This is a genomic window from Vibrio sp. 03-59-1 (assembly GCF_013114135.1).
Lineage (GTDB): Bacteria > Pseudomonadota > Gammaproteobacteria > Enterobacterales > Vibrionaceae > Vibrio > Vibrio cortegadensis.
Window position 1 is genome coordinate 1 of sequence record NZ_VTYA01000013.1, and the last position, 25,424, is coordinate 25,424.

Genomic DNA, 25,424 nt, shown 5'->3' on the forward strand with positions numbered 1-25,424 from the left:
ATTTCGCGAAAGAAACGACGCAAATGACGAAGACACAAATTCTTGGTCAGGCATCAAGCTCAATTCTTGCTCAAGCGAAACAAGCGCCTAACTCAGCGTTAAGCCTACTAGGCTAATGATTTTAAGCACCTTTAATCAGGTGAATTAAAATAGAGATAGTTAAAAAGTTTAAAACCCAGCGTTGGCTGGGTTTTTTATTGGAAATAATAAAATAGGGTGCTGATAGCGCCCCAAGTTAGGCCTGAAGACGCTTCTTTCACTTTTTGATGTCCTGCATAGGGTGATTTTTGTGTTGTTTATTTATACGTGTAGCGCGTTTTATGAACGATTTGATCATTGGCTTTTGGTTTGAAACGAGATGATATTTTTAAGAGGAAATCGCCCAATAGTTTAGAAGTTGATCACATTTTTCTTTTTAGTTGAAAAAAAACACAAAAAAACTAATTTTTTTCCTAAAGCTTCTAATATAGGGGCCGTTAAAGGGATTGAGAGAAATGAGATGTGCCGAGGTGTGGTGAGAGACACCAAGGCCATCAAACAATGCCTTAAGGAGATCAACTATGGCTATAAATGTAAATACAAACGTATCTGCAATGACCGCACAGCGTTACCTAAACGGTGCAGCTGAAGGTACTCAAAAATCAATGGAGCGTTTGTCTTCAGGTTATAAAATCAACAGCGCAAAAGACGACGCTGCTGGTCTACAAATTTCTAACCGTTTAAACGCGCAAAGCCGTGGTTTAGATATGGCGGTTCGTAATGCTAATGACGGTATTTCAATTGCACAAACAGCAGAAGGTGCAATGGATGAAACAACCAACATCCTACAACGTATGCGTGATCTATCGCTACAATCATCAAATGGTTCAAACTCTAAATCAGAGCGTGTTGCTATCCAAGAGGAAGTAACAGCACTTAATGACGAGCTAAACCGTATCGCGGAAACGACTTCATTTGGTGGTAACAAACTTCTAAATGGTACTTTTGGTACTCAATCATTCCAAATCGGCGCTGATTCTGGTGAAGCTGTTATGCTTTCTATGAATAGCTTGCGTTCAGATACTATGGCAATGGGCGGCAAAAGCTACGCAGCTGAAGAAGGTAAGGACGCAAGTTGGAGAGTATCGGAAGATACTGATCTAACAATGACCTATACTAATAAGCAAGGTGAAGAGAAAGAAGTCGAAATCAACGCTAAACAAGGCGATGATTTAGAGCAGCTTGCGACTTACATCAATGGTCAAAACGATGAAGTAAAAGCATCGGTTGGTGAAAATGGTAAACTACAGCTTTTTGCTTCAACTCAAAAGGTGGAAGGTGAAGTTGAATTTTCAGGTGGCTTAGCTAGCGAAATTGGTATCGGCAGCAGCCAAGATGTGACCGTTAAAGATATTGATGTAACATCTGTTGCGGGTTCACAAGAAGCGGTGTCTATTATTGATGGCGCCCTAAAAAGTGTTGATAGCCAACGTGCGTCACTGGGTGCATTCCAAAACCGTTTTGACCATGCAATCAGCAACCTTGATAACATCAACGAAAACGTAAACGCATCTCAAAGCCGAATTAAAGATACGGATTACGCAAAAGAAACAACCGCTATGACTAAGTCTCAAATCCTACAACAGGCGAGTACTTCAATCTTAGCTCAAGCGAAGCAGACACCATCTGCCGCTCTTAGCTTATTGGGCTAATACACCTAAGTTAAACATATAGCTTAAAGGTGGTAGCAGATAAGGGTATGACTGTTACTAGCCCATGAGGCGGAAGGGAGATTGTTATGGACATTTCATCCTACACATCGAACATCCAGCCTTACGGTTCGCCAAGTGGCATACAAATTGCTTCTGAAAACAATAGTGGCGCACCTAATGTTTCTCGTTCTAAAGAGGTCAAACAACCAGAGAAGGTTGTGGAAGAACACGATGTTACCGTTGGAGCTGCAATCGAACTTGCAAAAGAACGACAAGAGCTAAACAAAGAACAGCGTGTGAAGATGGTTGAAAAAATGAATGAATTTATTTCTTCCATCAACAAAGGGGTCTCTTTTAAAGTGGACGAAGAGTCTGGTCGAGATGTTGTGACAATTTATGAAGCAACAACGGGTGATATCATTCGTCAGATACCAGATGAAGAAATGTTAGAGATACTGCGGCGCTTAGCAGCCCACACCTCTAGTAGCGGATTACTAGTGGAGAAGGTATAAGTCGTTTTTGAGGTGATTTAATGAGTTTAGGCCCTATGGGGATGTCTTCTGGCATGGATATAAATGCCATGGTCAGCAAAATTGTCGATGCGGAGCGTGTGCCAAAGCAGCAACGTATCGATAATGAGCGAATGAAGAATGACTCAAGCATTAGTGCTTATGGGCGACTCAGAGAATCGCTAGATACGATGAAAAATCTGATGACAAATTTTCGTCAGGAGAAGGCTTTTGCAGTTCGAAAAGTCGATACCACCAATGATGAAGTTGTCTCAGCAACTGCAACAACAGATGCGATAGCTGGTAAATATGCCATCGATGTGTTGCAGCTTGCTCAGAGTCACAAAGTGGCTTCCGATGTCATTCCGGAAGATACTAAATTTGGCCCTGGCAAGCTGCAGGTTTCGCTTGGTGATAAAAACTTCGACGTTGATATCAGTGCTAATTCAAAATTGATTGATGTTGTTAGAGGTATTAACGGCGCCGGTAAAAATCCTGGCGTTCGTGCTTCTTTAATTAACGACGTTGAAGGCCCACGTCTTATACTGGCTTCTAATTTGTCAGGTAAAGACCATGCGATAAAAATTAACGTAGATGCCGAGCCCGGTGATGCGTTAAAAACATTTGAATATAAAACTCTTGAAGAGCGTGTTTCCGATTTAGAGAAAGCAAGAAACGCGGCTCAAGAGCTGATAGTGGCTGACGATCCTAATGCGATTAATGGCCTAGGGGCTAACTCAGAAGGTTCAGATAAAGCCAACGGCAACGACCCACTTTCTTCACAAGATCAAGTCCCACAAGATCAAACAACGGGTCCAAACGCCACTACCGATCCCAATAGTCCACAAGCTCAAACGATTGACCCTGTGACAGGCTTACCTGTGGACGCGGCAACGGATGCTCTGCAAGCTGCCGCTAAAACCGCTTCTTTATTACCACAAGATAATATTCCAGGTTGGACAGAGACTGCTTCAGGAACGCTGCTTGATTCATATTACACGCCTGAAGCTGAACTGGATTCGAAAGCGATCGAAAAAGCGCCCGATGTACCAGGCTGGACAAATACGGCTTCAGGTACGCTTACTGACTCTTTTGTGACGCCGAAAGAAGCGCAAATCCAGCTTGATAAAAAGCTCGCAGATGAAAAAGCAGCGATTGAAAATGCCGTTTTAACTGGAGAATTAACGCCAGAACAAGCAAAACACATTGAACGAGCGAAGTTATCCCCGGAAGAAAGGGCGCATCTTGAAAAAGTGGAAAAAGCTCAAGTCGATCTAGAAAAAGCTCAGCGCTCATTTGATAGTTATAATGGGATGACGGAAGTTCAAGCGGGTCAAGATTCCGTTGTTGTCTTAGATGGTATTGCTCAGTTGTCGAGTAATAACAACATTATTGAAGATGCAATTGAAGGTGTCGATTTAACTCTCAAAGGAAAAACAGAGAAGAATAAAGCTCCGGCAGAAATTGGTATCGAATACGATAGACGAAGCGTGCGAGATGATATTGAGCAGTTCGTTGCCGCTTATAACCAGTTTTATCAGATGTCTAAGCAGCTCTCTTCGGTTGACCCAACGACAGGGCAGAAAGGCCCATTAGCGGGAGACAGCATTGTTAGAGGTGCCGATTCTCGCTTAAAGAGTGTCTTCTCCAGCAGCATTTCTAAAGCACCAAAAGATATTCAAAGTTTAACCGAGTTTGGTGTCACCACCACGCGTCAAGGTACACTTGAAATCAACTACGATATGCTTGATCGCCAATTAAATAATAACTTCAATAAGTTGGAAGATTTTTTTGGTGGCAATAATGGTTTTGCAAAAAAAGTCGAAGATGCGATTCAAAGCATGACTGGTGTAACCGGTGCGATTCGTACTCGCGAAAAAAGTATGGTTGAACAGAATTACCGTTTAAGTGATGATCAAGTCACTTTAGATCGACGGATGGAAGGCTTAGAAAAGAGAACTCACTCGAAATTTACCGCCATGCAAGAAGCGACAGGAAATATGCAGTCACAGCTTTCTGGCATGATGAATGCATTAGGCTAATATGATGCAAGCAGAATTGACACTCCTTTGTGAGTTAGATCACCAATTACTGAAAGCATTAGAAGAAAAAGAAATTAATGCTGAAGAAATCGTATCCTTGGTCGATAAAAGAGAACAGTTGCTGCAGAGTACTCTGCATTTTCTAGGTGAAAACCCAGAATTTAAACAAAGTAAGCAATGGCATGAGGCTATTGCTCGAACTAAACAATTAGTTGAATTGATGCAATCAGAAACCAATCGAGTCGGGCAAATACTTCAAAAGTATCGACACGGAAGCAAATCACTTCAGCAATATAAAAAGTTTTTATAAAAGAGGAATACTATGCGTGGTTCTTTACAAGCTTACAAAAAGGTATCAGTGGATAGCCAGCTAAGCGCTGCGTCCCCGCATAAAGTGATCCAAATGTTGATGGGTGGTGCTATCGAACGCCTTATTCAAGGTAAAGCAGCGATGCAAGCAGGTAACATTCCTGTGAAAGGCGAACGTTTAGGTAAAGCTCTAGATATCATCATTAGCTTGCGTAGTTGCCTCTCTATCTCTGATGGTGGAGAGATAGCAAAAAACCTAGATCAGCTTTATGAATTTATGATTACACAAATTTCAACGGCAAATCACAAAAATGATCCTCAACCCATTGATGATGTAATTGACATTATTCGCGAAATTAAATCGGCATGGGATCAAATTCCGAACGAATATCACAATTTAACGGCTGCTGAAGTAGGAATATAAATAACTAAAGTTTAAACCAAGCTCACATCGCCTAATTGCTTGGTTGCCTTATTTTTTTAATCAAATAAAATAGAAGCCATTAGACAGCCTAATGGCTTTTTTGTTGCTGATTTCCGTAATGTGTCTATCGTTATCTTATAGAACTGTTAAAAATAGCGCTATTTCAGGTGACGTATCTCAAAGTTTGACCGCAACGTTTCAAAAATTAAGGCAATAATTCTTACTTATGCAAGGCTTAGCAAAACTGCTTGTAATTGAAGACGACGCTCAAAGTCGTTTAAATCTAAGCAACATATTAGAATTCGTTGGAGAACTCTGCGAAGTAATCAGCACCGATCAGATCAATACTATTGATTGGTCTCGTGTCTGGTCGGGCTGCATTATCGGTTCGATCAAAGGCGGTGGCTTTTCCCCGCTGCTGATAGATAAACTTGCGCAATCTAACCATATCCCGCTGTTAATCATGGGTGAACACCTATATCCAGTCGATGATCTTCCTAATTATGTAGGAGATCTTGCTCTACCTTTAAACTACCCACAATTAAGTGATGCTTTAAGACACTGCAAAGAGTTTCTAGGTCGTAAAGGCGTACAGGTCTTAGCTTCAGCACGAAAAAACACACTCTTTAGAAGCCTAGTTGGGCAGAGCCATGGTATTCAGCATGTACGTCATTTAATTGAGCAAGTTTCGAATACTGAAGCCAATGTGCTTATTCTCGGCGAATCAGGAACAGGCAAAGAGGTAGTGGCTCGCAATGTTCATTACCATTCTGCTCGAAGAAAAGGCCCATTTGTTCCTATTAACTGTGGAGCCATTCCGCCAGATTTACTTGAAAGTGAACTGTTTGGACATGAGAAAGGCGCATTCACAGGGGCGATCACATCGCGTAAAGGCCGTTTTGAGTTAGCGGAAGGTGGCACTCTGTTTCTTGATGAGATTGGTGATATGCCAATGTCGATGCAAGTTAAACTGCTTCGAGTGCTTCAAGAGCGCAGCTTTGAACGTGTTGGTGGAAACACCACGATCAAAGTTAACGTCAGAGTGATCGCTGCGACTCATCGAAACTTAGAAACGATGATTGACGATGAATCATTTCGTGAAGACTTATATTACCGTTTGAATGTCTTCCCAATTGAAATGCCAGCGCTTCAGGACAGAAAAGAGGATATCCCACTGCTTTTGCAAGAGTTAATGACTCGCATGGAAGCAGAAGGTAGCTTGCCAATTTGCTTTACCCCACGTTCTATTAACTCTTTGATGGAGCATAGTTGGCCTGGTAACGTTCGTGAACTAGCAAATCTTGTCGAGCGAATGGTGATTCTATATCCAAATAGCCTTGTTGATGTTAATCACTTACCAACAAAGTATCGCTATAGTGACATTCCTGAATTTCAGCCTGAAAATCAGCTTTATGGCACAGTTGAAGAGCAAGAAAGAGATGCCCTTGCCGATATTTTCGCTGAAGATTTTAGCTTTGATCAACCCGATGAACTTGCTGAGCATATGAACGCGCCACAATCTCTTCCTCCAGAAGGGGTGAATTTGAAAGAGCTGTTAGCCGACTTGGAGGTCAATATGATCAGCCAAGCCCTAGAGGCTCAAGGTGGCGTTGTGGCAAGAGCGGCAGATATGCTAGGAATGCGCAGAACAACTTTAGTCGAAAAAATGCGTAAGTATAATTTACAACGATAAAGAGTTCGGCTCATAGAGGATAGCGGTCAATTTTTTGACTGGTGTTAACTTATTGTTTATTAAATAATAATAGCCTGGTGTGTTTTTGCATATCAGGCTATTCTAGTTTTTAGCCGCGCCTGTTAGGAATAAAGACGACATGTCATCATCGAATAATATAGAGAATCAGTCACATTTAGATTCTGTTGAGCAGCAAGTTGAACGTTATAAGCAAGTGCTTGATGTTATGCCTGCTGGGGTCATCTTGCTCGATACTCAAGGGGAAGTTCGAGAAGCAAACCCTGAAGCTCATCGTATTCTGGGTGTGACTCTAGTCGGTGAGAAATGGTTTTCCATTATTCAAAGTGCCTTTGATCCACGTGAAGATGATGGACATGAAATATCACTAAAGAATGGACGAAAAGTTCGTCTAGCCATTTCCGCTTCTGCGACAGGCCAACTGATTCTTGTGACCGATTTGACCGAAACCCGGTTACTTCAAGCGCGTGTTGGTGACCTTCAGCGATTATCCTCATTAGGGCGTATGGTGGCATCTCTTGCGCACCAAGTCAGAACCCCACTTTCAAGTGCAATGTTATACGCTTCAAATTTAGCCGCTCCCAATTTACCTACGGCAACCAAAGACCGCTTTCAATCCAAATTGATGGATCGACTTCATGATTTAGAAAAACAAGTCAATGATATGCTGCTCTTTGCGAAGGGGGGTGATAATAAAGTTGTGAGCGCATTTACAATTCAGGATTTGGTCGCTGAATACCAACCAATGGTTGAAACTGCATTGAAAAATAATCAGATCGACTATTGCCAAGAGATAGAACATGAAGAGACGCAAATGCTTGGCAATTCCAATGCAATTGCGTCGGCATTAAGTAACCTGGTGCTTAACGCCATCCAGATTGCTGGTAAAGCGTCACAGATTGATGTTTTTTTCCGACCGGTTAATGGTGAATTACGTATTTCTGTGCAAGATAGTGGACCGGGTGTTCCCAAAGAGATTCAAAGTAAAATCATGGAACCATTTTTTACGACTCGTTCACAGGGAACAGGCTTAGGGCTTGCTGTCGTACAAATGGTCTGTCGTGCTCATGAAGGGCGACTAGAATTAATATCAGAAGAAGGGGATGGCGCATGTTTTACCATGTGCTTACCGCTAGATAAAAATCACACTGGAGAATCATAATGGCTCAAAGCAAAGTGTTAATCGTAGAAGATGACGAAGGTCTACGTGAGGCTCTCGTTGATACCTTGGCACTCGCAGGGTATGAATGGCTAGAGGCCGATTGTGCAGAAGATGCTTTAGTTAAACTTAAAGCGAACCAAGTTGATATTGTGGTCTCCGATGTCCAAATGGCGGGAATGGGAGGGTTAGCACTGCTGCGCAATATTAAGCAGCATTGGCCAAATCTGCCTGTTTTACTTATGACGGCTTATGCCAATATTGAAGATGCCGTTGCCGCAATGAAAGAAGGCGCGATTGACTACATGGCAAAACCTTTTGCCCCTGAAGTATTGCTCAATATGGTGAGCCGTTATGCGCCTGTAAAATCTGATGATAATGGCGATGCGATTGTTGCCGATGAAAAAAGTTTAAAATTATTAGTACTTGCTGAAAAAGTCGCAAAAACTGATGCGAACGTGATGGTTTTGGGGCCTAGTGGTTCAGGCAAAGAGGTCATGTCACGCTATATTCATAACGCCTCAAATCGTAAAGATGGCCCATTTATAGCGATTAACTGTGCCGCGATCCCCGATAACATGCTAGAAGCAACCTTGTTTGGTTATGAAAAAGGGGCATTTACTGGCGCAATTCAGGCGTGCCCTGGAAAATTCGAACAAGCTCAAGGTGGCACCATTTTACTTGATGAAATCAGTGAAATGGACATGAACTTACAAGCTAAGCTGTTACGTGTACTTCAAGAGAGAGAAGTGGAACGTTTGGGCAGTCGCAAAAGCATTAAGTTAGATGTTCGAGTACTAGCGACCAGTAACCGAGATTTGAAGACATACGTGTCAGAAGGTAACTTTCGTGAAGACTTGTACTACCGCTTGAATGTTTTCCCAATTACGTGGCCTGCGCTTTGTGAGCGTAAAGGTGACATCGAACCATTGGCTAAACACCTTGTTGAGCGCCACTGTACCAAGTTAGGTTTGGCGGTTCCGACGGTTTCACCTGATGCGATCAATAAACTACTTCAGTACCCATGGCCAGGGAATGTCAGAGAGCTTGATAATGTTGTTCAGCGAGCATTGATTTTAAGCGAGCAATCAAACATTACCTGTGATCATATTTTATTAGAAGGCGTTGATTGGGCAGACGCTACTAGCCTTCAAAATATTGTATCTGAAGGTAATATAGCCACACCTGAAATTAAACCTATCGCAGAAGCGGATGCATCGGTTGCAAAAATACCGAGTGAAGGGTTAGGTGGTGAATTGCGAGATCAAGAGTACGCTATCATCCTTGAAACCTTAATTGAGTGTAATGGTAAGCGCAAAGAGATGGCGGATAAGTTAGGTATTAGCCCGAGAACCTTACGCTATAAACTCGCTAAGATGCGTGATGCTGGGATAGATATTCCAAATTAGTATCAGTAAACAATCACTATAAATGGAATTTGCTGTACCATATTAGGAATGGCATATAATTTGCTCTGTCAATATTAGGGCATAACGAATAGTCAAAACTTTGGCTTCTGAGGTAAGAATGAGAATTGATGGTTTACAAGGTGAAATGCAAACCATGATGCTAGAAGCAACAAACAGCAGACCTGCGGTGACGGGAAAGCAAGCCGGAGTTGACTTCGGTGATATGTTGAATCAAGCCATTAATAATGTGAATTCATTACAAAAGACATCAGGTAACTTACAAATGCGGTTTGATCGCGGTGATGAAGATGTCTCACTTTCAGATGTCATGATCGCTAGAAATAAATCAGGTGTTGCCTTTGATGCGACCATTCAGATTAGAAATAAGCTGGTGGACTCTTACAAAGAATTGATGAATATGCCGGTATAAATTTTGGGTAGTAAATAGTGGCTGACGATAATAATTCTACAGACTTAACCGTGACAGATGGAGCTGACAGTGCATTGATGGCGTCGTCTGATAACCATTTAGATGGACAGAATCCAGATTTAGATGAGCGCAGTTCGTCTAAATTTGATATGGCTGTTGGTGATCTCGATCTTCTAAGACAAGTGGTACTGGTTCTCTCAATCTCAATCTGTGTCGCGTTGATTGTGATGCTTTTTTTCTGGGTCAAAGAGCCAGAGATGCGACCGCTTGGTGCTTATGAAACCGAAGAGATGATCCCAGTACTTGATTATCTTGATCAGCAAAAAATCGAATACCGATTGGATGGGAATACCATTCAGGTTCCAGCTAGTGAATACAGTTCATTAAAACTCAATATGGTTCGAGCAGGAGTGAATCAAGCCAGAAATGAAGGCGATGATATCCTGTTACAAGATATGGGTTTTGGTGTATCTCAACGCTTGGAAAAAGAGCGTCTCAAGTTAAGCCGTGAGCGTCAACTTGCCAAAGCAATAGAACAGATGAAGCAAGTGAGAAAAGCTAAAGTTCTATTGGCACTACCTAAACAGAGTGTTTTTGTTCGACATAGCCAAGATGCTTCCGCTTCGGTTGTTTTGACGCTTAGCATGGGCGCAAATTTACGTCAGCAAGAAATAGACTCTGTGGTTGATATGGTGGCGAGTGCCGTACCTGGTATGAAAACATCTCGTATCACGGTGACAGATCAACACGGACGCTTATTAAGTTCAGGCTCACAAGATCCACTATCAAGTGCTCGTCGTAAAGAGCAAGAGTTAGAACGTAATCAAGAGCAAGAGCTAAGAGAAAAAATAGACTCCGTACTTATCCCAATTTTAGGGCTTGGTAACTATACTTCTCAAGTGGATATCGAACTTGATTTCAGCGCGGTAGAACAAACGCGTAAACGCTTTGATCCTGGAACACCGGCGACTCGAAGTGAATATACCCTTGAAGATTATAACAATGGCAATGTGGTTGCGGGTGTTCCTGGTGCGTTGAGTAACCAGCCACCTGCTGATGCTTCAATTCCACAAGACGTTGCTCAGATGAAAGATGGTTCAATATTAGGTCAAGGCTCTGTCCATAAAGAAGCGACTCGAAATTTTGAGCTTGATACTACTATCAGCCACGAGCGAAAACAGACGGGCGTTGTTAATCGTCAAACGGTATCAGTGGCAATTAAAGAGCACAGCTCAATTAATACTGAAACTGGTGAAGTTACTTATACACCATTAACTTCTAACGAAATTGATACCATCAGGCAAATACTTATTGGTACGGTTGGTTTCAGTGAAGCGCGAGGCGATTTAATTAACGTATTAAGCGTGAAGTTTGCCGTTCAAGAGGCAGACATAATCGCTGATGTTCCGATTTGGGAACACCCGAACTTTAATGACTGGATCCGTTGGTTTGCAAGCGCGTTGGTTATCATCGTTGTGATTCTTGTACTGGTTCGCCCAGCAATGAAGAAATTGCTTAACCCTGCGGAAGAAGATGAAGATCCAATGTACGGCCCAGATGGTTTGCCTATAGGTAGCGATGGCGAAACCAGCCTGATTGGTGGTGATATTGAAGGCGGTGAGCTGTTCGAATTTGGCTCAGGTATCGATTTACCAAATCTACATAAAGATGAAGATGTACTTAAAGCTGTTCGTGCTCTTGTCGCGAATGAACCAGAGCTTGCTGCTCAAGTTGTGAAAAATTGGATGATGGATGCCTAACGAACTCGTAAACCAAGAAGAAGGCGCTGATGGCGCTGGAACTGAAGTTGATATTTCAGGGATCAGTGGTGATGAAAAAGCCGCTATTCTTTTATTGAGCCTTAATGAAGAAGATGCTGCGGGCATTATCCGTCATCTTGAGCCAAAGCAAGTCCAACGAGTTGGTAGTGCGATGGCAAAAGCCAATGATTTGAGCCAAGAGAAGGTTGGGGCTGTGCACCGTGCATTCCTCGAAGATATCCAGAAATACACCAATATCGGTATGGGTAGCGAAGACTTCATGCGTAATGCACTGGTTGCCGCACTTGGTGAAGATAAAGCGAATAACTTAGTTGATCAAATCCTACTGGGTACAGGTTCAAAAGGTCTGGATTCACTCAAATGGATGGATCCAAGACAAGTGGCAAGTATCATTATCAATGAGCACCCGCAGATCCAAACTATTGTGCTCTCTTACTTGGAGTCGGATCAGTCAGCCGAAATACTGTCTCAATTCCCTGAGCGTGTACGCCTAGACTTAATGATGCGTATTGCTAACCTTGAAGAAGTACAACCTTCAGCGTTGGCAGAGCTAAATGAGATCATGGAGAAACAGTTCGCTGGTCAAGCAGGTGCTCAAGCCGCGAAAATTGGTGGCCTGAAAGCCGCTGCTGAAATCATGAACTACATGGATAACAGCGTTGAAGGCATCTTGATGGATCAAATCCGAGATCAAGATGAAGACATGGCCACTCAAATTCAAGACCTCATGTTTGTATTTGAAAACCTTATCGAAGTGGATGATCAAGGCGTTCAGAAACTTCTACGTGATGTGCCACAAGACGTACTACAACGTGCTCTTAAAGGTGCTGACGAAGGCTTGCGTGAGAAGATCTTCAAGAACATGTCTAAACGTGCAGCTGATATGATGCGTGATGATATCGAAGCGATGCCTCCTGTTCGTGTTGCCGATGTTGAATCTGCTCAGAAAGAGATTCTTACTGTTGCGAGGCGTTTAGCTGATAGTGGTGAGATTATGCTATCTGGCGGCGCAGACGAGTTCTTATAAAGACGACCCTGAAGCCTCCTCGTGAGGCTTCATTATTATTGTTTGTACGTTAATCCAATAAACATCATTCCCCAATTCCATTTTATACAGGTATCAATATGTCAGGTGAAAGAAAAAGAGGCTTCTTACGCCCCGATGAAGATGAAAACATTGAGCAACCTAAAAAGTGGGGGCTGCCCGATTATGGGGCTGAAATAAATAAACAAGCGAAAGATACCGCGTTTAATTACGATCCCGGTTGGATGCCTGATTTTGATGAACCCGAACCAGAGGCTCCTTTAGAACTCACCGAAGAACAGATTGAATTGATCAAGCAAGGCGCTTACCAAGATGGATTGCATCAAGGGCAAGAAGCTGGCTTTAAACAAGGTTATGAAAAGGGTAAAGAAGAGGGTTTCGAAGCGGGCCATTCCGAAGGCAATGAAGCTGGAAAGCTTGAAGGCGTCACTGCTGGACAAGAGTACATCCAGCAACAAGTGAGTATCTTTATGGGATTAGCCAATCAATTTGCTCAGCCACTTGAATTAATGAATGCTCAGGTAGAAAAACAGCTTGTTGATATGGTATTGACCTTGGTAAAAGAGGTCGTCCACGTTGAAGTTCAAACTAATCCACAGATCATTCTCGATACCCTTAAAGAGTCAGTTGAAGCCTTGCCGATATCTGGACATGCGATCACCATTAAGTTAAACCCTGAAGATGTCGCGATAGTGCATGCCGCTTATGGTGATAACGAACTTGATTGCCGTAATTGGTCGTTAGCGTCAGAGCCTGCGTTAAACCGCGGAGACGTGGAGATCGAAGCTGGAGAATCGAGCGTTAATTATCGAATGGAAGATCGTATTCATACTGTGATCCAAGGTTTTTGTGGCGCTAACCGACATCAAGGACACTCGTGATGTTGGCGCTGGCAGAAAGACTTGAACAATATAAAGTCGAAGGGCTAACCAGTCGTCCAATCGCTTCTGGTAAGCTAGTACGTGTTGTTGGGTTAACTCTTGAAGCGACAGGTTGCCGAGCACCAGTCGGCAGTTTGTGTCATGTGGAAACCATGTCTGGCGTGATGGAGGCAGAAGTTGTAGGTTTTGCTAATGACAACTTATTCCTTATGCCAAGTGAACAAATATCCGGTATCTTGCCCGGTGCAAAAGTGACGCCTTTAACCCGAGAAAGTGGTTTGCCTGTTGGGATGGAACTATTAGGCCGTGTTATCGATGGTGTTGGTAACCCACTTGATGGTTTAGGTGCTATTTATACTGAAAATCGAGCTCCACTAAACGCAGTTCCGATCAACCCTTTGGCACGTAAACCAATTTCTGAACCTTTGGATGTTGGTTTAAAAGCGATTAATGGGCTTCTTACTGTCGGTAAAGGACAACGTATTGGCCTATTTGCTGGTTCAGGTGTGGGTAAATCCGTAACCCTAGGGATGATGACGCGAGGCACGACCGCGCAGGTTGTTGTGGTAGGGTTAATTGGTGAACGTGGACGGGAAGTTAAAGAGTTCATTGAAGAGATTCTTGGAGAAGATGGGCGTAAACGATCAGTGGTCGTTGCTGCCCCTGCTGACTCCTCGGCACTGATGCGATTAAAAGGTTGCCAAACCGCCCTGACGATTGCGGAGTACTTCCGTGATCAAGGGTTAGACGTTCTACTGTTGATGGATTCATTGACGCGTTTTGCTCAAGCTCAGCGTGAAATTGCTCTGTCTGTTGGAGAACCTCCGGCAACGAAAGGTTATCCACCTTCTGTTTTTGCAAAACTACCAGCCTTAGTAGAACGAGCGGGTAACGGAAGCCAAGAACAGGGATCTATTACCGCCTTTTTCACCGTTTTAACCGAAGGTGATGACTTACAAGATCCAATTGCAGATGCTTCACGAGCAATCCTTGATGGACACATTGTATTGTCTCGTGAAATGGCGGATGCAGGTCATTACCCTGCGATTGATGTTGAACGATCTGTGAGTCGTGTGATGCCGCAAATCACCACTGATGAACATATGTTGATGTCAAAAGCGGTGAGACAAGTACTCTCAATTTGCCGTAAAAACCAAGATTTAGTGTCGATTGGTGCCTATAAACCAGGGACCGATCCCGCCATTGATGGTGCCTTTACATTGAAACCTAAACTTGATGAGTATTTGCAGCAGAAAATGAAAGAGAGCGTACCTTACGATATGTGTGTCAACATGTTGAAGCATGTTCTCGGAGGGTAGTAAGTTATGGATAATGCACTAGATTTCTTACTTGAGCAGGCGAAAGAGAAGCAAAATCAAGCTCAAATGGCACTGAATCAAGCCAATATCGAGCTGGAAGATTACTACAAGCAAGTGGCCCAGATAGAACAGTATCGATTGGATTATTGTCAGCAGTTGATTGAGCGTGGCAAAAACGGCCTTACCGCAAGCCAATATGGGCACTTGAATCGCTTCTTAACTCAGCTTGATGAAACCTTATCAAAACAGAGAGACGCAGAATCTCACTTCAAAAACCAAGTGGATAATTGCCAAGAGTACTGGCTAGAAATGCGAAAGCAATGCAAATCCTACGAGTGGTTGATGGAGAAGAAAGAGACAGAGAAGCGACAACTCGAAGAGAAAAGAGACCAAAAACAGATGGATGAGTTCTCTACACTGCTGTATAGCCGAAAGAAATCGCATTTCTGATATTTTTCTTTCATGTCACCACACCGATACCCTATTTGATGAACCATTTTAATAATGGTTCTCCCTCCTTATCAATTTAATAGCGAAGCTTTCCGTTAACTGGCTCATTTTTTGCAGAGTTTTCAGTTGCAATTGTATTTTGTCAATGTTTTAGCTGCTTCTGCTCTTGGCTCAGTACGTGTGGTCCTTCACTTGGTGTGAAATAGAACGATTTCAATCAGAAAACTTTTTTGTGAGAGCCTTTGACATGAACCTTAATATTCAATCAACTTCCGATAGCTCAAAGTCTTCCCTTCTGCAAAAGGGCAGCGGCAGTTCCGCATCTTCTTCCAGTGAGGCGGCAGAATCGAAAGGTTTCTTTGCTACGCTAAAAGAAGCGTTTGGCCAAGGTGAAGAGGCAAAAGTATCGGATGTAGAAAAAACAAAAACGAAGTCAGAGAAATCGTCTAATGACTCAGATTCAGACACTGAAATTGATGGCGAGAAAAAAGTCGATAGCAGTAAAGCGAGCGGTGACAACGCGAGCAAAGAGGTCTCCTCTGAAGAGGGCGAGATCACTGCTGATAGCGAAGCGCCTCTTACTTCAAATGAAGAGTCAGTTACTGGTGAAGAGCCAGGAGTAAAACAGACATCTAATATGAGCGGTGACTCGGTTCAGGCTGAGCAGTCTGATGGCTCAAAACATCAGGTAATGAGTGCGCAGCAAGGAAAAAACAGCGAACAAAACCCAGCACAGAAAGCAGGTGAGAGCGCGGAACCATCGAAAGTGTCGGCGGTGATGGATGAAGGAAACGAATTGCTTGGTCGACTGGATGAGGCAAATAAAACGCTTCAACCAGAAGACGGCAAAACATTGCCTCAGTCAAAAGATGCTTCTGAAACGGTGAGTGCGCAAACGAGCACCCAGAATCCACTTCCTAACCATTCAGATTTAATGAAGAGTGGCACATCTGAAATATCGAAAGAGCTAGATCCTACGCTTACGGCATCGGATGTCAGTAAAGAGCCCGCTTCGGGTGGGCAAGAGAGTGTCGCTGAAGAGTTGGCACCACAACATGTACAGTTAACAGAGCAAGAACGAGCTTTTATCACAGACGCTAAATTTGCGGATCAAAAACAACTCGACGCCTTGATTGCGAAAAGTGAGACGGTTCCTTTATCTGAACAAGAGCTGGAAGCGGTCGCTGTATTAAAAAGTAAGATCGCGGCTGAAGAGCAGATTTTATTATCGAACGAGCTTCCGGCTACTGATCTTTTGGCAAAACAGCCGCTGTCTAACCAATCTGCGGCTAACAGTTCTGCTGTGTCACCAAATAAAGTCGACACGAACTCGTTATCAAATAAAGCGTCTGCCAGTAGTGAACTTTCGAACAATAACGAACTCTCTAGCAACAATGTTGCTGCTAATCCTCAAGAAATTCAGTGGGGAAGCGTGGCAGCAATGGAGCCGAAAATAGACGGGCAGATCGCAGCAAAAGGGGCTCAAGGTGCATTAGCCACATCCGTTCATAATGCATTGAATCAGCAGCAAGCCGCTCAAGCGATGTTAACTGAGAATGACATTACAGAAAAAGTGCTGACTGAAAAAGCGGTCCTAGACAAAAGTGCAGCAGATAAAGCGATAATGGGACAATTTTCAGCACAGCAAGCGATGAACACTGATGCTAACGCTTTAAACATCGCGGCACAGGCTTCTGGAATGAGCGGTAAAAATGCGGCAAGCCAAGCGGCATTAGCGAGTGCGTTAGGGGCTGGAGCAATAGGGGCAACGCGCAAGTCATCGGGCAATGAAGCTTCAGATACATTAGCTCAGCAAATAGCGTCTGCATCTGGTCAGCCTGGAACGCCGACTCCAGCACAAGCTCGTGCTGAAATTCAAGCAGCACAACAAGCCCCGCTGCAGCTAACAAAAGAGTTAGCGAATGAGCAGGTTCAAGAAAAAATACAGATGATGATGTCTAAAAACCTTAAAAACTTAGACATTCGACTCGACCCGCCAGAGCTTGGTCGAATGCAAATTCGTATGACGATGAATAATGATTTAGCAAATGTGCATTTTACGGTATCAAACCCACAAGCTAGGGAAATAATTGAGCAAACATTACCTCGTCTGCGTGAAATGTTAGCTCAGCAAGGGTTGCAACTTGCAGACTCATCAGTACAACAACAAAGCTCGGGTCAACAACAGGGGCAGTTTGGATCGTCTGCAAGTGAAGGGGCATCATCAGGTTTTGGTTCAAATAATGATCAAAATGGTGAAAATTTTGATGCAGATGTCAAACTTGATTTGAATGTCGCTACAAAGCGTGATGGAATCAGTTATTACGCTTAAACTAACAATAAAATAATAACCTAGAGACAATTATGGCTGACGAAGTAGAAACAGGCGAAGCGCCAAAAGGAAAGAGTAAGCTCTTAATCATAATTATTGCCGTGGTCGTACTATTAGCTGGTGGCGGTGGTGCTGCCTTTTTCTTTATGGGGTCAGATAGCTCACCTGAACAAAGCGGAACGCAAGAAGCGGCGCCAATTGCAGTAGAAAATCTCGCCGCTTACGTAAATATTCCTCAGCCTTTCTTATTTAATGTTACTGGGGACAAAAGAGATCGTTTAGTACAAATTAAAGTTCAGTTGATGGTTCGAGGCAGCGAAAATGAAAACGCAGCACGTTACCACTCTCCTTTAATCGAAAGCGCACTGCTTGCTACTTTTGCTTCCGCCACAGTGAATCAATTACGTTCGGCGACAGGTCGTGTGGAATTGCGAAACAAAGCGACAGAAGACGTAAAAGCAAGTTTGACCAAAGCGGTAGGGAAACCTGTTATTGAGAAGGTACTTTTCACTGATTTCGTAATTCAATAGGTGTTACGTGACTGATCTATTAAGCCAAGACGAAATTGATGCGCTGTTACACGGCGTTGATGATGTTGATGATATTGATGATGACGATATTGGTGCCGAGGTTGAAGGTGCCACGAGTTTCGATTTTTCATCTCAAGACAGAATTGTTCGTGGTCGAATGCCGACCTTGGAACTTATCAATGAGCGTTTTGCTCGGCATATGCGAGTCAGCTTATTCAACATGCTGAGAAAAACGGCTGAAGTGTCGATAAACGGCGTTCAGATGATGAAGTTTGGTGAGTATCAAAATACACTATACGTTCCAACCAGTTTGAATATGGTGCGTTTCCGGCCTCTAAAAGGAACGGCTCTGGTTACCATGGAAGCGCGATTAGTGTTCATTTTGGTAGAAAACTTTTTTGGTGGCGATGGACGTTTTCATGCGAAAATTGAAGGCCGTGAGTTTACTCCCACAGAGCGCAGGATCATACAGTTACTTCTGAAAATCGTATTTGAAGATTACAAGGAAGCGTGGTCGCCAGTAATGGGCGTTGAGTTTGAGTATCTTGATTCTGAAGTCAACCCAAGTATGGCAAACATTGTGAGCCCGACGGAAGTGATCGTCGTTAGTTCATTCCATATTGAAGTGGATGGTGGTGGTGGTGATTTCCACGTCGTTATGCCGTATTCGATGGTAGAGCCAATCCGAGAATTGCTTGATGCTGGTGTCCAATCCGACAAAATGGAAACTGACGTTCGTTGGAGCACCGCACTTCGTGACGAAATTATGGATGTTCCGGTCAACTTCAGAGTTAATCTATTGGAACAAGACATTTCATTAAGAGATTTGATGGAACTGCAACCGGGTGATGTGATCCCGATGGAAATGCCTAAACATGCCACCATGTTTGTTGAAGAGCTACCCACTTACCGAGTTAAGATGGGGCGTTCAGGTGAAAAACTTGCAGTTCAAGTGTCTGAGAAAATTAGCAGACCACATGTAGTGAAAACGGATCTAGCATTCTTGGGTAAAGACATCATGTCTGATCTTGATGCTGAAGAGCAAAGTGAAGAATAAAATAATAGGTATTGAGAATGGAACCAAGTGACGACCAAAAGCTAGCGGATGAGTGGGCTGCCGCATTGGGTGAAGATCCAAGTGCACCAAGTATAGATGTTGATGAGATCATGGCTGCGCCTCTTGAAGAGTTACAAGATTCGTCAGCACCAATATCCGAAGATGAGCGACGTAAGCTCGATACGATAATGGATATTCCAGTGACCATCTCTATGGAGGTTGGACGCTCTCAAATTAGCATTCGAAATCTTTTACAATTAAACCAAGGTTCAGTGGTTGAGTTAGACCGTGTTGCCGGTGAATCTTTGGATGTGATGGTTAATGGCACCTTGATTGCTCACGGCGAAGTGGTTGTCGTGAATGATAAGTTTGGTATTCGCCTAACGGATGTTATCAGCCAGACCGAACGTATTAAGAAGCTTAGGTAGATCATTAATGCCACGTAAGTTAGGTGTTCAATATTTGTTGGTGGGCTGTGGGCTGTTTTCTACCCAAGCGATGGCAGCGCCACCAACTCAACTGGATTTAGCGACCACATTTGGGTCGCTTTTGTTGGTTCTTGCCTTTATCTTTTTTCTCGCCTTTATGCTGAAACGCATGAAAGTGCCTTCGCTGATTAACCAAAAAGATTTAAGTATTGTTCGCCAAATTGCAGTGGGGACGAAAGAAAGAATCGCAGTGGTGCAGGCCGGAGAAGAGCAGTTTTTAGTGGGGATTACGTCTCAATCGATCCAGCTAATTTCGAAACTAGATACCCCTATAAAACAGGAGGAGCTGGAGAAAAGCCAGTTTTCAAATCAGCTAAGCCAGCTATTAACAAAAAATGAAAAGAAATAGCGCGTTGAATACCCTATTGGTATACGTGGCGATCCTCGGTGCATTGCTACTCTCTCCATTCTCACTTGCCCAAGAAGAGCTTGAAACGGTTCTTCCTAATTCAGCTGCGACCTCAGAAAGTGTGACGGTCTCTGCGATGGAGAAAGAGCAAGGAGCATCACGCAGCTCAATGAGTAGCGTAAATGGCGCAGGTATTCCAGCCTTTACCATGACCAGTAATCCCGATGGAAGTGAGGATTATTCGGTAAACTTACAAATTTTAGCCTTAATGACCATGCTAGGCTTCTTGCCTGCGATGGTGATTTTGATGACCTCATTCACGCGTATTGTGGTGGTCATGTCTATTCTGCGGCAGGCGATGGGCCTACAGCAAACACCTTCAAATCAAGTCATTATTGGTATTTCGATCTTTTTGACATTCTTTATTATGTCCCCAGTACTTGATCAAGTGAACGAACAGGCGATTCAACCCTACTTAAATGAGCAGATAACCGCTCGTGCAGCCTTTGATGCCGCACAAGAACCGATGAAAACTTTCATGCTGAAACAAACCAGAGTAAAAGATCTGGAGACGTTTGTTGAGATCTCTGGGGCAGAAGTGAGAAACCCTGAAGATGTCTCGCTAGCAGTGTTGATTCCGGCGTTCATTACTTCCGAGTTAAAAACGGCTTTCCAAATTGGGTTTATGCTGTTCTTACCATTCTTGATTATCGATTTGGTAGTGGCCTCCATTTTGATGGCAATGGGTATGATGATGCTATCTCCGATGATTGTCTCTTTGCCCTTTAAACTCATGTTGTTTGTATTGGTTGATGGTTGGAACCTTATTTTATCCACCTTAGCCAGCAGCTTTGCATTGTGACGAGGAGTAACCTATGACTCCTGAAATGTTTGTCGAACTCTTTAGAGACGCACTGTGGATGGTTCTGATCATGGTGTGTGCGATCATCATACCGAGTTTGATGATCGGTTTAGTGGTGGCGATTTTCCAAGCCGCCACGTCAATTAACGAACAAACACTGAGTTTCTTACCCCGTTTGATTGTGACCTTATTATCGTTGATGCTATTCGCACACTGGATGACACAGATGATGATGGAGTTCTTTTTTAGTATCGTCGAACGATTACCACAAGTTCTTTACTAGGAACGACGATGGAATACCCCACAACGGTTGTATTAGATTGGCTAGCCAACTACTTTTGGCCCTATACCCGAATATCTGCCATGTTAATGGTAATGACGGTGACAGGGGCAAGGTTTGTTTCGCCTAGAATACGCCTCTATTTGGGGTTAGCGATCACCTTAGCAGTGATGCCTGCAATACCTGCTGTACCAACCAATATCGAACTGCTCTCATTTAAAGGGTTTATCACGGTTCTCGAACAGTTGATTATCGGTGTTGCCATGGGGATGGTGACTCAATTTATGATTCAGACATTCGTTATGCTTGGTCAAATATTGGGTATGCAATCGAGTTTGGGTTTCGCCTCTATGGTTGACCCAGCGAACGGGCAAAATACGCCAGTACTTGGTCAGTTATTTATGTTTTTAGCGACCATGTTCTTCCTCTCAACTAATGGGCATTTAAAGATGCTTCAATTAGTTATTTTCAGTTTTACAACCTTGCCGATTGGTTCCGGTTCGTTGACGACGGTTGATTTTAGAGAGTTAGCGTTGTGGCTCGGCATCATGTTCAAAACGGCACTGAGCATGTCTCTGTCAGGCATTATCGCACTGCTGACCATCAACCTCTCATTTGGTGTAATGACGCGTGCCGCTCCTCAGTTAAACATTTTCTCTTTGGGTTTTGCCTTCGCATTGCTGGTTGGTTTAATGCTCTGTTGGTACATTCTTGGCGGCTTGTTTAGCCACTATGAACTATTCTGGATGGAAGGTGAGCAACAAATTTGCCGCCTGATCCGGTTGAATTGTTAGGGGGCCGATTTGTCAGAATCCGATGGTCAAGAACGCACAGAAGACGCCACGCCCAAACGCTTGCAACAGGCAAAAGAGAAAGGGCAGGTTGCAAGGTCAAAAGAATTAGCGTCAGCATCAGTCCTTATCGTTGGGGCGATATCTCTCATGTGGTTCGGAGATGGGCTAGCGAAAGCTCTCTTCGAAGCGATGGGAAGAATGTTCACACTCAGCCGTGAAGAGATTTTCAATGCTTCTAAGCTCCTCGAAATCGCAGCAGGAGCGGTAGGAGGGTTGATATTTCCACTTCTGCTCATCATATTTATCTTGTTTGTCGCCGCAATAATTGGAGCTGCGGGTGTTGGCGGTGTCAGTTTTTCTGTTGAAGCGGCCATGCCTAAAGCATCAAAAATGAACCCGATGAGCGGCCTTAAGCGCATGGTCGGAATGCAAAGTTGGGTAGAGCTGGTTAAATCGATACTCAAAGTTGGATTAGTGTCTGGTGTAGCCGTTTATCTGATCCAAAAATCACAAGCTGATCTAATGCAATTGAGCATGGACGTCTATCCACAAAATATATTCCACGCCCTTGATATTCTATTGAACTTTGTTCTGCTTATTAGTTGTTCATTGTTGATTGTCGTCGCCATCGATATTCCTTTTCAAATATGGCAACACGCTGATCAACTGAAAATGACCAAGCAAGAAGTCAAAGATGAATATAAGGACACCGAAGGTAAGCCTGAAGTAAAAGGGCGGATCCGGATGTTGCAGAGAGAGGCGGCGCAGCGTCGTATGATGGCAGATATTCCCGATGCGGATGTCATCGTAACCAACCCAGAGCACTTCTCAGTAGCATTACGCTATAAACAAGACAAAGATAGAACGCCCGTCGTGGTCGCGAAAGGGGTTGACCATATGGCAATGAAGATACGAGAAGTAGCCCGTGAGCACGATATTTATATTATTCCAGCTCCGCCCCTTGCCCGTGCGCTTTATCACACCACAGAGCTAGAACAAGAAATCCCAGATGGCCTCTTTACCGCAGTTGCGCAGATCCTTGCTTATGTCTTCCAACTAAAGCAGTACCGTAAACGTGGTGGACAGCGACCGAAGCTCGACCCTAAAAATATTACGATCCCTCCAGAACTTCGACATTAACGGTGAATGCGGATTAAGTTCTATCGCTGACTTAATATTGAAGCAAATAGCGACCAACTAAACGAAAGGACTATTAACGCGCTATAGTTATACAGAGACTGATTAATTTAGAGCTAGTGTTCTTTGAGAAGTGAGTAACTGACATTTGATTTTCAAGCGAGCAAATTCAAGTCAATTGTGAGGATTTAGAGATAGTTGCCATAATTTTGACAAATACCTTGGACTGATAATTGCTTAGTCAGTGAAATTAATGCCAAAAACTGTTTAAATGACGTGTTCTTACGCCGAGATAGATAACCAATTTTTATATGAAATTTACCCTACCATTTGCGGATAAATTGCCTTCAATACCAAACCGTGCGATGCCTGCGATAGGCGCACCGGTTATGGTGCTAGCAACGCTAGCGATGGTTGTTTTGCCTATTCCAGCTTTTCTACTGGATATGTTTTTTACCTTTAATATCGCCCTTGCAATGGTCGTATTATTGGTGACTATCTATACTCGCCGTCCGCTAGATTTTGCGGCCTTCCCAACGGTTCTACTGATTGCCACCTTATTAAGGTTGGCACTGAACGTTGCTTCAACACGTGTCGTATTACTTTATGGTCATGAAGGCTCTGGTGCCGCCGGTAACGTAATCGAAGCGTTTGGTAATGTCGTTATCGGCGGTAACTATGCCGTTGGTCTTGTGGTATTCCTTATCTTGATGATCATTAACTTTATGGTTGTGACAAAAGGTGCAGGGCGTATCTCTGAAGTAAGTGCCCGCTTTACTCTTGATGCCTTACCAGGTAAGCAAATGGCTATCGACGCGGATTTGAATGCCGGATTAATCGATCAGGATCAAGCTCGTTTACGTCGTTTTGAAGTAACCAAAGAAGCTGACTTTTACGGTTCAATGGATGGTGCGTCAAAATTTGTAAAAGGTGATGCGATTGCCGGTATTTTAATCCTGTTCATTAACATTATTGGCGGATTAAGTATTGGTATGGTGCAGTACGATTTAGGTTTCGTAGAAGCGATTGAAATCTATACGCTGTTGACCATTGGTGATGGCTTGGTTGCACAGATACCGTCTCTTTTACTGTCTATTGGCGCTGCCATGATGGTTACTCGTCAAAATACAGATGAAGACATGGGGCAACAGCTCGTCTTTCAGCTGTTTGATAACCCTAAGGCCTTGATGATCACCGCGGGTATTTTAGGCGTCATGGGTATCGTACCTGGAATGCCACATTTCTCGTTCTTATCTCTAGCCATCCTTGCGGGAGGAGGGGCTTATTTGATTGATAAGAAAGCGAAAAAGGCGGCTAAAGAACCTAAAGTACCAGTCGTGCCAAGTGGTGAAGCTCCCTCTCAAAAAGAACTCTCTTGGGATGATGTACAACCCGTTGATATTATTGGCCTAGAGGTGGGCTATCGCTTAATTCCCTTAGTCGACCGAGATCAGGGGGGGGAACTGCTTGAACGTGTCAAAGGGGTACGTAAGAAGCTTTCACAAGACTTTGGTTTTCTTATTCCTGCTGTTCATATTCGTGATAATTTGGAACTCACTCCCAACAGCTACCGCATAACATTAATGGGAGTGGCTGTCGGTGAGGCTGAAATTCGTCCTGACTTAGAACTTGCGATCAACCCGGGGCAAGTGTATGGAATGATCGATGGTGAACCAACCATTGACCCCGCATTTGGACTTGAAGCGACTTGGATTCGAGTTGAACAGCGAGAACATGCTCAGGCACTAGGCTACACAGTGGTCGACTCTTCCACCGTTTTGGCGACGCATTTAAGTCAATTGCTCACGAATAACGCATCTCAGTTGCTCGGCCATGAAGAAGTTCAGAACTTGTTAGAGATGCTCAGTCGATCTGCGCCTAAACTAGTTGAAGGGTTTGTGCCTGATCTCATTCCGCTAGGAACCGTGGTCAAAGTGCTGCAAAACTTGCTCAATGAGGCGATACCAATTCGAGATATTCGTACTATTGTACAAACCTTGTCCGAGTATGCGGGTAAGAGTCAAGAACCTGACATTCTTACTGCGGCGGTTCGTATATCACTGAAACGACTAATTGTTCAAGAAATCAATGGCATAGAGCCTGAATTGCCAGTAATTACACTGATACCGGAACTGGAACAATTATTGCATCAAACTATGCAGTCGTCAGGTGGAGAATCAGCAGGTATTGAACCTGGTTTAGCTGAACGATTACAGATGTCTTTAAGCCAGGCGACACAAGAACAAGAATTAAAAGGTGAGCCTTCAGTTCTACTCACATCTGGAGTATTACGCTCTACTCTGGCTAAGTTTGTCAAAAATACCATACCGAATTTAAGGGTGCTGTCTTATCAAGAAATTCCAGATGAGAAACAGATCCGCATTGTACAAGCGGTTGGAAACTAGCTCGTGGTATACCCTAAATATGGACAATTG

General features: G+C 43.5%; 25 protein-coding genes. All 25 read left to right on the forward strand.

The annotated features are described in order from the left end of the window. The coding region (locus F0249_RS13760) for a flagellin (protein WP_253825283.1) at window positions 1–116 on the forward strand (116 nt) is incomplete at its 5' end. A 444-nt stretch (window positions 117–560) separates the two neighbouring features. After that, the gene (locus F0249_RS13765; protein WP_113796764.1) at window positions 561–1,691 is read left to right on the forward strand and encodes a flagellin; all 1,131 of its coding nucleotides are present in this window, start codon (window positions 561–563) and stop codon (window positions 1,689–1,691) included. An 86-nt stretch (window positions 1,692–1,777) separates the two neighbouring features. Beyond that, window positions 1,778–2,203 (forward strand): flagellar protein FlaG, encoded by a 426-nt coding sequence (gene flaG, locus F0249_RS13770; RefSeq protein ID WP_113796766.1) that lies wholly within the window; start codon window positions 1,778–1,780, stop codon window positions 2,201–2,203. Window positions 2,204–2,223: 20 nt separating this feature from the next. Beyond that, entirely contained in the window at window positions 2,224–4,242 is a 2,019-nt protein-coding gene (fliD, locus tag F0249_RS13775; protein ID WP_171757011.1) for a flagellar filament capping protein FliD, read from the forward strand. A 4-nt stretch (window positions 4,243–4,246) separates the two neighbouring features. Next, on the forward strand, window positions 4,247–4,552 hold the full coding sequence (locus F0249_RS13780; RefSeq protein ID WP_113796770.1) for a flagellar protein FliT: 306 nt from the start codon (window positions 4,247–4,249) through the stop codon (window positions 4,550–4,552). 12 nt (window positions 4,553–4,564) lie between these two features. After that, window positions 4,565–4,975, forward strand: a complete 411-nt coding sequence (gene fliS / locus F0249_RS13785; RefSeq protein WP_113796772.1) for a flagellar export chaperone FliS — start codon at window positions 4,565–4,567, stop codon at window positions 4,973–4,975. Window positions 4,976–5,201: 226 nt separating this feature from the next. Continuing rightward, the gene (locus F0249_RS13790; protein WP_113796774.1) at window positions 5,202–6,668 is read left to right on the forward strand and encodes a sigma-54 dependent transcriptional regulator; all 1,467 of its coding nucleotides are present in this window, start codon (window positions 5,202–5,204) and stop codon (window positions 6,666–6,668) included. A 139-nt stretch (window positions 6,669–6,807) separates the two neighbouring features. Continuing rightward, window positions 6,808–7,848, forward strand: a complete 1,041-nt coding sequence (locus F0249_RS13795) for a PAS domain-containing sensor histidine kinase (RefSeq protein WP_171757012.1) — start codon at window positions 6,808–6,810, stop codon at window positions 7,846–7,848. After that, complete coding sequence (locus tag F0249_RS13800) at window positions 7,848–9,254, forward strand: sigma-54 dependent transcriptional regulator (RefSeq protein WP_113796778.1); 1,407 nt, start codon at window positions 7,848–7,850, stop codon at window positions 9,252–9,254. Before F0249_RS13795 ends, F0249_RS13800 begins: the two co-directional genes overlap by 1 nt. Before the next feature lie 118 nt (window positions 9,255–9,372). After that, complete coding sequence (gene fliE / locus F0249_RS13805) at window positions 9,373–9,684, forward strand: flagellar hook-basal body complex protein FliE (protein WP_017052506.1); 312 nt, start codon at window positions 9,373–9,375, stop codon at window positions 9,682–9,684. Window positions 9,685–9,701: 17 nt separating this feature from the next. After that, window positions 9,702–11,444 carry a flagellar basal-body MS-ring/collar protein FliF gene (fliF, locus tag F0249_RS13810; protein WP_171757013.1) on the forward strand — a complete coding sequence of 581 codons (1,743 nt, stop codon included), beginning with the start codon at window positions 9,702–9,704 and terminating at the stop codon, window positions 11,442–11,444. Then, window positions 11,437–12,492 (forward strand): flagellar motor switch protein FliG, encoded by a 1,056-nt coding sequence (gene fliG, locus F0249_RS13815; RefSeq protein WP_017052504.1) that lies wholly within the window; start codon window positions 11,437–11,439, stop codon window positions 12,490–12,492. The genes fliF and fliG overlap by 8 nt, the downstream gene beginning before the upstream one ends. A 98-nt stretch (window positions 12,493–12,590) precedes the next feature. Next, window positions 12,591–13,391: a flagellar assembly protein FliH gene (gene fliH, locus F0249_RS13820; RefSeq protein WP_017052503.1), complete on the forward strand. Its 801-nt coding sequence runs from the start codon at window positions 12,591–12,593 to the stop codon at window positions 13,389–13,391. Further along, a complete protein-coding gene (fliI, locus tag F0249_RS13825; protein ID WP_017052502.1) occupies window positions 13,391–14,710 on the forward strand; it encodes a flagellar protein export ATPase FliI in 1,320 nt (439 codons plus the stop codon). Before fliH ends, fliI begins: the two co-directional genes overlap by 1 nt. A gap of 6 nt (window positions 14,711–14,716) precedes the next feature. Beyond that, window positions 14,717–15,160 carry a flagellar export protein FliJ gene (fliJ, locus tag F0249_RS13830; protein ID WP_017052501.1) on the forward strand — a complete coding sequence of 148 codons (444 nt, stop codon included), beginning with the start codon at window positions 14,717–14,719 and terminating at the stop codon, window positions 15,158–15,160. Window positions 15,161–15,407: 247 nt separating this feature from the next. Next, window positions 15,408–17,492 carry a flagellar hook-length control protein FliK gene (locus F0249_RS13835; RefSeq protein ID WP_171757014.1) on the forward strand — a complete coding sequence of 695 codons (2,085 nt, stop codon included), beginning with the start codon at window positions 15,408–15,410 and terminating at the stop codon, window positions 17,490–17,492. A gap of 32 nt (window positions 17,493–17,524) precedes the next feature. Next, complete coding sequence (gene fliL, locus F0249_RS13840) at window positions 17,525–18,022, forward strand: flagellar basal body-associated protein FliL (RefSeq protein WP_017052499.1); 498 nt, start codon at window positions 17,525–17,527, stop codon at window positions 18,020–18,022. A gap of 7 nt (window positions 18,023–18,029) precedes the next feature. Then, the gene (gene fliM / locus F0249_RS13845; protein ID WP_017052498.1) at window positions 18,030–19,079 is read left to right on the forward strand and encodes a flagellar motor switch protein FliM; all 1,050 of its coding nucleotides are present in this window, start codon (window positions 18,030–18,032) and stop codon (window positions 19,077–19,079) included. A gap of 17 nt (window positions 19,080–19,096) precedes the next feature. Then, window positions 19,097–19,507: a flagellar motor switch protein FliN gene (fliN, locus tag F0249_RS13850; RefSeq protein WP_017052497.1), complete on the forward strand. Its 411-nt coding sequence runs from the start codon at window positions 19,097–19,099 to the stop codon at window positions 19,505–19,507. A gap of 7 nt (window positions 19,508–19,514) precedes the next feature. Next, window positions 19,515–19,916: a flagellar biosynthetic protein FliO gene (gene fliO, locus F0249_RS13855; RefSeq protein WP_171757015.1), complete on the forward strand. Its 402-nt coding sequence runs from the start codon at window positions 19,515–19,517 to the stop codon at window positions 19,914–19,916. Then, entirely contained in the window at window positions 19,903–20,778 is an 876-nt protein-coding gene (gene fliP, locus F0249_RS13860; protein WP_113796788.1) for a flagellar type III secretion system pore protein FliP, read from the forward strand. Before fliO ends, fliP begins: the two co-directional genes overlap by 14 nt. 13 nt (window positions 20,779–20,791) lie before the next feature. Next, the gene (fliQ, locus tag F0249_RS13865; RefSeq protein WP_017052494.1) at window positions 20,792–21,061 is read left to right on the forward strand and encodes a flagellar biosynthesis protein FliQ; all 270 of its coding nucleotides are present in this window, start codon (window positions 20,792–20,794) and stop codon (window positions 21,059–21,061) included. An 8-nt stretch (window positions 21,062–21,069) separates the two neighbouring features. Beyond that, on the forward strand, window positions 21,070–21,852 hold the full coding sequence (gene fliR / locus F0249_RS13870; protein ID WP_171757016.1) for a flagellar biosynthetic protein FliR: 783 nt from the start codon (window positions 21,070–21,072) through the stop codon (window positions 21,850–21,852). A 9-nt stretch (window positions 21,853–21,861) separates the two neighbouring features. Next, window positions 21,862–22,992, forward strand: a complete 1,131-nt coding sequence (gene flhB, locus F0249_RS13875; RefSeq protein WP_017052492.1) for a flagellar biosynthesis protein FlhB — start codon at window positions 21,862–21,864, stop codon at window positions 22,990–22,992. Window positions 22,993–23,300: 308 nt separating this feature from the next. Then, entirely contained in the window at window positions 23,301–25,394 is a 2,094-nt protein-coding gene (flhA, locus tag F0249_RS13880; protein ID WP_171757017.1) for a flagellar biosynthesis protein FlhA, read from the forward strand. The last annotated feature ends 30 nt before the right edge of the window (window positions 25,395–25,424 follow it).